Below are 7625 nucleotides of genomic sequence, written 5' to 3'. Positions count from 1 at the left end.
TGCGGCGTCGCCCCTATCAGGTGGTGCTGTTCGACGAGGTCGAAAAGGCGCATCCCGACGTGTTCAACGTGCTGTTGCAGGTCTTGGACGACGGGGTTCTGACCGATGGTCAGGGCCGCACCGTGGACTTCAAGCAGACGCTGATCATCCTGACCTCGAACCTCGGGGCGCAGGCGCTCAGCCAGTTGCCGGATGGGGCGGACGCCTCGGACGCGCGGCGCGACGTGATGGATGCGGTGCGGGCGCATTTCCGGCCCGAGTTCCTCAACCGTCTCGACGAGACCATCATCTTCGACCGTCTCGCCCGGGCCGATATGGACGGCATCGTCGAGATCCAGCTGGCACGCCTGCGCAAACGTCTGGCGGGGCGCAAGATCAGCATCGAGCTGGACGAAGGTGCCAAGCAGTGGCTGGCGGATGAAGGCTATGATCCGGTGTTCGGTGCCCGGCCGCTGAAACGGGTGATCCAGCGTGCCTTGCAGAACCCGCTGGCCGAGTCGCTTCTGGCCGGGGAGATCAAGGACGGCGACACCGTGCCGGTCGGCGCCGGTGCCGAGGGGCTGATCATCGGCGACCGGGTCGGCACCTCGGAGCGCGCGAAACCGGACGACGCCGTGGTGCACTGAGCATCGCCGCGTCTTCGCGGCGCGAAAACGGGACACAGCAGGCCGGGGCGGGTATATCTGCCCCGGCCTTTTCGTTGGCAGGGTCGGCGGGGCGTGCGGGCGCGCGCGCTTGTGACTTGCGGTGAAAGCGGTCTCGCCACAGAGTATCCCTGACCCGTGGTGGCGGGCGGCAGGCGGGTTTTGCAGAGGGAGGACGGGCAATGGACAGAACCATGGAGACCGCCTTTGGCGTGGTGGAAGTCCTCGGCTTTGCCTTCGTCGCGGCGCTGGGCGTCCTGACGCTGATCGGGCTGGTGCTCTTTGTCATCGACCGCATGCAGACTGGCGATGCGATCCGGCGCAACTATCCGCTGATCGGGCGTTTCCGCCATATCTTCAGCGAGTTGGGGGAATTCTTCCGCCAGTATTTCTTTGCCATGGACCGCGAGGAACTGCCGTTCAACCGGGCGCAGCGCGAATGGGTGGCGCGCTCGGGCGAGGGGCGCAGCAACACCGTGGCCTTCGGCTCGACGCGCAACCTCAACGTGGTCGGAACGCCGATTTTCGCCAATGCGCCCTTTCCGCCCCTGCACGACCAGTTCACCAGCGCCGCGCCGCTGGTGATCGGGCCCGCGGCGCGCATTCCTTACGAGGCGCCGTCGATCTTCAACATTTCCGGCATGAGTTTCGGCGCCCTCTCGCGGCCGGCGATCCAGGCCCTGTCGCGCGGCGCCCGCGATGCCGGGATCTGGCTCAATACCGGCGAAGGGGGGCTGTCGCCCTTTCATCTGGAAGGCGGCTGCGATCTGGTGTTCCAGATCGGCACCGCCAAGTTCGGTGTCCGCGACGCGGCGGGAAACCTGTGCGATGACAAGCTGCGCGAGATCGCCGGGCACGCGCAGGTCAGGATGTTCGAGCTGAAGCTGGCGCAGGGCGCCAAGCCGGGCAAGGGCGGCATTCTTCCGGGCGCCAAGGTCACCGAGGAGATCGCCGCCATTCGCGGCATCACGGTCGGCGAGAGCGCGATTTCGCCCAATCGGCACCAGGAGGCCGGGGACAATGACGCGCTGTTGGACCTGATCGCCCATATCCGCGAGGTGACCGGCAAGCCGGTCGGCATCAAGACCGTGGTCGGCGCCGAGGAAGACACCCGCGCCCTGTTCGAAACCATCGCCCGGCGCGGCCCCGAGGCGGCGCCGGATTTCATCACCATCGACGGCGGCGAGGGCGGCACCGGGGCGGCGCCGATGCCGCTGATCGACCTTGTCGGCATGCCGGTGCGCGAGGCGCTGCCGCTGGTGGCCGACATGCGTGATGAATTCGGCCTGCACGAGCGCATCCGGCTGATCGCCTCGGGCAAGCTGGTCAACCCCGGCGACATTGCCTGGGCGCTGGCGGCGGGGGCCGATTTCGTCACCTCGGCGCGCGGCTTCATGTTCGCGCTGGGCTGCATTCAGGCGCTGAAATGCAACAGGAACACCTGCCCCACCGGCATCACCACGCATGATCCCCGCCTTCAGAAGGGCTTGGTCGTCGAGCGCAAATACACCCGTGTCGCCCGCTATGCCCGGGCGATCATCTCTGAAGTCGAGACCATCGCCCATTCGGTCGGCGTTCCCGAGCCCCGCCAGATGCGCCGGCGCCATGTCCGCATCGTGCAGGCCAACGGGCGCTCGAAACCGATGAACCGGATTTATCCAGGTTACACTCCGCCCACGGCATCGTGAGGGAACGTGGTTTGGTCTGGCGGCGCTCTCCGGCTAGATCGGAATGAACAGGTGACACAGGAGACGCCAATGGCCAAGCGCTGGACAAACGATCTCGGGCCCCAGGACGTGACCCCGAAATCCCTTTATCTGGATCGCCGCCGGATCATCGCCGGCATTGCCGGGATCGGGCTGGCCGGCATGGCGGGCGGGGCGGCAGGGGCGAGTACGGATCTGACCCCGAATGACTGGAAGAGTATCACCAGCTACAACAATTTCTACGAGTTCGGCACCGGCAAGGACGACCCGGCCAAACATGCGCACAGGCTGACCACCGCGCCGTGGAGCATCACCATCGACGGCATGGTCGAACGCCCCGGCGCCTATGCGCTGGGCGAGATCCTGTCGAAGATGACCATCGAAGAGCGTATCTACCGTTTCCGCTGTGTCGAGGCGTGGTCGATGGTGGTGCCTTGGAACGGGTTCGAGCTGGCCGACCTGTTGCAGATGGTCGGGGTCAGGCCCGAGGCGAAATACGTCGCCTTCGAGACCCTGCTGCGCCCCGAGGAAATGCGCGGCCAGAAATTCCCGGTTCTGGAGTGGCCCTATGTCGAGGGGCTGCGGCTTGACGAGGCGATGCATCCGCTGACGCTGATGGCGACCGGCATCTACGGCCGGACCATTCCCAACCAGAACGGCGCCCCGATCCGGCTGGTGGTGCCGTGGAAATACGGCTTCAAGTCGATCAAGTCGATCGTCCGTATCACCCTGACCGATCGTCGGCCGCCGACCAGCTGGAACAAGGCCAATGGGCGCGAATACGGGTTTTTCAGCAATGTGAACCCCGAGGTCGATCATCCGCGCTGGTCGCAGGCCACCGAACGTCCGATCGGTGGCGGCCTGTTCGCGCGCCGCCAGCCGACATTGATGTTCAACGGATACCAGCGCGAGGTGGCGGCGCTATACGAAGGCATGGATCTGAAACGGAACTACTGATGATGCAACTGCAAAGCACCCTGACCTGCCCCCATTGCGACCATGTCGAAAGCTTCGACATGCCCACCGACAGCTGCCAGTGGTTTCTGGAATGCCCCGCCTGTCACCGGGTGCTGAAGCCGCTGCCGGGCGATTGCTGCGTCTTCTGTTCCTATGGCACGGTGCCCTGCCCGCCGGTGCAACAGGGCGACAGCTGCTGTGACTAGGCCGCGCCCGGTCCGGCGGGGAGAAGGGGGTTTGCCGCATTTGGGGGTTTCGCTCGTCAGGGACAGGCTCAACGCCCTTCTGCGCCGGGTGCCGACATGGCCGCTTTACGCGCTGGGCGCCCTCTACCCGGTCTGGCTGTTGCAGCAGGGGCTGACCGGGGCGCTTGGGGTCGATCCGGTCAAGGTGATGGAACATGCGCTGGGCAAGAGCGGGCTGCAACTGCTGATCGCGGGCCTCTGCATCACCCCGCTGCGCCGCTTTGGCGGGGTCAACCTGTTGCGCTTCCGCCGGGCGCTGGGGCTGCTGGCCTTTGGTCATATCGCGCTGCATCTTCTGGTGTGGCTGGTGCTTGATGTGCAGATTGCGGCGCAGATCTGGGCCGACATCGTGAAACGCCCCTATGTGACCGTCGGCATGGCCGGTTTCGCCGCCATGCTGCCTCTGGCGGCGACCTCGAACACGCTTTCGATACGCCGGCTGGGGCGGCGGTGGCAGCGCCTGCATCGCCTGACCTATCTGGTGGTGCTGCTGGGCGGGGTGCATTTCATCCTTCAGGCCAAGGGGCTTCAGATCGAACCGCTGCTGTATCTCGGTGCGATCCTCGGCCTTCTGGCATTGCGGCTGGGCCCGATACGCAGGCCGGTGCGCGGCTGAGATCGGCCGGTTCGGCCGGGGCGTGCCGCCGCGCGTTCCTGCCGTTGCATTTTCCCATTGTCAGGGTCATATAGCGGTGGCGTAATGCAGACCGGAGACCCGCATGACCAACTATCTCGACTTCGAAAAACCGCTGGCCGAAATCGAAGGCAAGGCCGTGGAACTGCGCGCATTGGCGCGTGACAACGAAGAGATGGACGTCTCGGAAGAGGCGGCGGCACTGGATCGCAAGGCGGCGGCGCTGCTGACGGAACTGTACAAGGATCTGACGCCCTGGCGCAAATGCCAGGTGGCGCGCCACCCCGAGCGCCCGCATTGCAAGGATTACATCGACGCCCTGTTCACCGAGTACACGCCGCTGGCCGGGGATCGCAATTTCGCCGACGACCATGCGGTGATGGGCGGGCTGGCGCGGTTCGAGGGCACGCCGGTGGTGGTGATCGGTCATGAAAAGGGCAATGACACCAAATCGCGGATCGAGCGCAACTTCGGCATGGCGCGCCCCGAGGGCTATCGCAAGGCGATCCGGCTGATGGAAATGGCCGACCGGTTCGGCCTGCCGGTGGTGACCCTGGTCGACACGCCCGGTGCCTATCCCGGCAAGGGGGCCGAAGAACGCGGCCAGTCCGAGGCGATCGCCCGCTCGACCGAGAAATGCCTCCAGATCGGTGTGCCGCTGGTGTCGATCATCATCGGCGAGGGCGGATCGGGCGGCGCGGTGGCCTTTGCCTCGGCCAACACGGTCGCCATGCTGGAACATTCGATCTATTCGGTGATCACCCCGGAAGGCTGTGCCTCGATCCTGTGGAAGGATTCCGAGAAGATGCGCGAGGCAGCGCAGCAGATGCGGCTGACGGCGCAGGACCTGAAGCAGCTGGGCGTGACGGATCGCATCATCCCCGAGCCGGTGGGCGGCGCGCATCGCAACCGCGACGAGACCATCCGCGCCGTTGGCCGGGCGATCGGCGAGATGCTCAAGGGCCTGCAGGGCAAGGACGCCGCCCAGCTGATCCGGTCGCGGCGCGAGAAGTTCCTCGCCATGGGGCAGAACGGTCTCGAGGCCTGAACGCCGGAAACGGATTGTGACGGGACTGGCGTGATCGGGGGCGGTGGCGACTCCGGCAGGACTTGAACCTGCAACCTATCCCTTAGGAGGGGATTGCTCTATCCAGTTGAGCCACGGAGCCGTGCGGGGCTTTTATACGTCTCGGGTTTTGCTGTGCAAGGGCAATGACCGCAATTGAGCGGATGTTTCTGTGCCTGCGGGCGGGCGTTTGCGGGGCTTGAGGGTCGCGCCTTTCCTGCCGCCGGTGCGGGTGGAGTCCGCTGCTTGGAATTGTTGCGAGGCGGCTTGAACAGGCCGCATTGTTCGCGTTAACATTTTTCATCACAATCAGGAATTTCCACGTGGCAAACGAAGAAAAACGCTCTCTGACCCTGCGCGATGTTTCCGAAGCGTCAGGGGTTTCCGAAATGACCGTGAGCCGGGTGCTGCGCAACCGCGGAGACGTGTCCAACGCCACCCGCCAGCGGGTGCTGAAAGCCGCCAAGGAACTGGGCTATGTGCCCAACAAGATCGCCGGGGCATTGGCCAGCAAGCGGGTCAACCTGGTGGCGGTGATCATTCCGTCGCTGTCCAACATGGTGTTTCCCGAGGTGCTCGGCGGCATCAGCCAGGTGCTCGAGGAAACCGATCTGCAGCCGGTGGTCGGGGTCAGCGATTACCGGCCGGAAAAGGAAGAGAAAGTCCTTTACGAGATGCTGTCGTGGCGGCCCTCGGGGGTGATCATCGCCGGTCTGGAACACACCGAGGCGGCGCGGGCGATGCTGAATGCCAGCGGCATTCCGGTGGTCGAGATCATGGATGTCGACGGCAAGCCGGTCGATGCCATGGTCGGCATTTCGCACCGCCGCGCCGGGCGCGAGATGGCCAATGCAATTCTCAAGGCCGGCTATCGCAGGATCGGTTTTCTGGGCACCAAGATGCCGCTGGACCACCGGGCGCGCAAACGCTTCGAGGGTTTTACCGAGGCGCTGGCCAAGAACGGGGTCGAGATCGCCCAGAAGGAATTCTATTCCGGTGGCTCGGCCCTGGCCAAGGGGCGGGAAATGACGGCGGCCCTGCTGGATCGCGACCCGGATCTGGATTTTCTCTATTACTCCAACGACATGATCGGGGCGGGCGGGCTGCTATACCTGCTGGAAAAGGGCATCGACGTTCCCGGGCAGATCGGGCTGGCCGGTTTCAACGGGGTCGAATTGCTTCAGGGTCTGCCACGGCGCTTGGCGACGATGGATTCCTGCCGGCGCGAGATCGGCATCAAGGCGGCGGAAATCATCGCGGCGCAGGCCCGGGGTGAAGACACCGACATGATCACCGAGCTGACACCGAAGATCTCTTACGGCGACACCCTGAAACGGCGCTAGCGGTTTCGGCGCCTTCCGGGTCAGCCTTTCTGCTTGAGCGCCTCGCGTGCCGCCCTGCGGGCGTTGCGGAAATGCGGTGCCCGCCGCCGGGCAAGCACGGCATCGCAATAGCCGATCAGCAGCTGCGGGCGCTGCAGCGATTTCAGCACATTGAGGATTTCTTTCTGGTATTTCGGCGATTCGCGGCGCGCGCGCATCATCCGGTAGAACCGCGCGGCGGTCAGATCGCCGTCGACACAGGCCGCCACCACGGGTTTCAGCAGCCCCAGCTGCATCCATTGCGAGGCGATGCGGTGCCCCATGAAGCGGCAGCGCAGCCGGCGGATGTTGTCGCCGCGAAACAGCGCGGCATGCATGGCGTCGGGGTCGCTGCGCGGATCGTAGAACAGGTACAGGCTTTCGGCGGTCCGCACCAGGTCGGGCGCATAGCCGTAGCGGCCAGAAAAGCTGCGCCGCCAGACCCGGTGATACCGTTTTTCCCAAGGGGCGATCTCGCGGTCGAGCGTCGCCTGCGGCGAAATCGCGATCACCGTCGCGCCGGGGGCGGCCGAGGAAAAGACGCAGGCGGCATAGGCGCCCATCGAGGCGCCGTAGAACACCACCTTGTCGAAACCGTCGAAGAAGCCTTGGTCGCGCAGCCGGTCGAAGAAGTCGAAGACCGCATCGTCGCGGTACCAGGTCCAGCCATGGGCCATCAGCCCCAGCATCGACCAGCCATGCGACTGCACGAAACCATGGCCCCATGGCATGCGGTCGTCTTCGCGGGCATAGATGTGGTCGAGATTCTCGAAGGTCACCATCAATGTCCTGCCGCGGCGCAGGAAAAGCGCCGTGTGCTCTTCGCCCAGCTCTTCGTAGAAGCCCTCGCGGGCGCCGATCTCGCGCAGGTTGTCGCGCCAGGCCTCCTGGCTGAGGGTGTCGTCGCGATGGGGCGTCACGTCGTCCATGCCTAGGCGCCCTTGGTGACCAGAACGCGGGCCCGGTTGCTGCGTTCGCTCAGAACCTCGACCCGCCCCAGCGAAGACAGTGT

The 7625-nt window shown here is 65.2% G+C and carries 8 protein-coding genes and 1 tRNA gene; 7 read left to right on the top strand and 2 right to left on the bottom strand.

Going from position 1 to position 7625, the window contains the following annotated elements:
- The 6 genes from ABZD10_RS11760 to ABZD10_RS11735 form a co-directional block, all read left to right on the top strand.
- Nucleotides 1-626: AAA family ATPase (locus ABZD10_RS11760; protein WP_372886704.1), on the top strand; the 626-nt coding region annotated here is incomplete at its 5' end.
- A gap of 212 nt (nt 627-838) precedes the next feature.
- On the top strand, nt 839-2332 hold the full coding sequence (locus ABZD10_RS11755) for an FMN-binding glutamate synthase family protein (RefSeq protein ID WP_372886706.1): 1494 nt from the start codon (nt 839-841) through the stop codon (nt 2330-2332).
- A 69-nt stretch (nt 2333-2401) separates the two neighbouring features.
- Nucleotides 2402-3307 (top strand): protein-methionine-sulfoxide reductase catalytic subunit MsrP, encoded by a 906-nt coding sequence (gene msrP / locus ABZD10_RS11750; RefSeq protein ID WP_372886702.1) that lies wholly within the window; start codon nt 2402-2404, stop codon nt 3305-3307.
- Nucleotides 3307-3513 carry a GDCCVxC domain-containing (seleno)protein gene (locus ABZD10_RS11745; protein WP_372886700.1) on the top strand — a complete coding sequence of 69 codons (207 nt, stop codon included), beginning with the start codon at nt 3307-3309 and terminating at the stop codon, nt 3511-3513. The genes msrP and ABZD10_RS11745 overlap by 1 nt, the downstream gene beginning before the upstream one ends.
- A gap of 40 nt (nt 3514-3553) precedes the next feature.
- Entirely contained in the window at nt 3554-4168 is a 615-nt protein-coding gene (msrQ, locus tag ABZD10_RS11740; RefSeq protein ID WP_372886699.1) for a protein-methionine-sulfoxide reductase heme-binding subunit MsrQ, read from the top strand.
- A 103-nt stretch (nt 4169-4271) separates the two neighbouring features.
- Nucleotides 4272-5234: an acetyl-CoA carboxylase carboxyltransferase subunit alpha gene (locus tag ABZD10_RS11735; RefSeq protein WP_372886698.1), complete on the top strand. Its 963-nt coding sequence runs from the start codon at nt 4272-4274 to the stop codon at nt 5232-5234.
- Between the two features lie 44 nt (nt 5235-5278).
- Here the strand turns inward: ABZD10_RS11735 and ABZD10_RS11730 are convergent.
- Nucleotides 5279-5355, bottom strand: a tRNA-Arg gene (locus ABZD10_RS11730).
- Between the two features lie 220 nt (nt 5356-5575).
- On the opposite strand from ABZD10_RS11730, the gene ABZD10_RS11725 reads away from it, so the two are divergent.
- Nucleotides 5576-6595 carry a LacI family DNA-binding transcriptional regulator gene (locus ABZD10_RS11725; protein WP_372886696.1) on the top strand — a complete coding sequence of 340 codons (1020 nt, stop codon included), beginning with the start codon at nt 5576-5578 and terminating at the stop codon, nt 6593-6595.
- Between the two features lie 20 nt (nt 6596-6615).
- On the opposite strand, the gene ABZD10_RS11720 is transcribed toward ABZD10_RS11725, so the two are convergent.
- Nucleotides 6616-7542 carry a phosphoadenosine phosphosulfate reductase gene (locus tag ABZD10_RS11720; RefSeq protein WP_372886695.1) on the bottom strand — a complete coding sequence of 309 codons (927 nt, stop codon included), beginning with the start codon at nt 7540-7542 and terminating at the stop codon, nt 6616-6618.
- Nucleotides 7543-7625: the final 83 nt, after the last annotated feature.

The sequence above is a fragment of the Shimia sp. genome, assembly GCF_041624275.1.
In the GTDB taxonomy this organism is placed as follows: domain Bacteria; phylum Pseudomonadota; class Alphaproteobacteria; order Rhodobacterales; family Rhodobacteraceae; genus Shimia.
The sequence above is the reverse complement of the archived record's forward strand: the minus strand, read 5'-3'. Positions and strand labels throughout refer to the sequence as shown.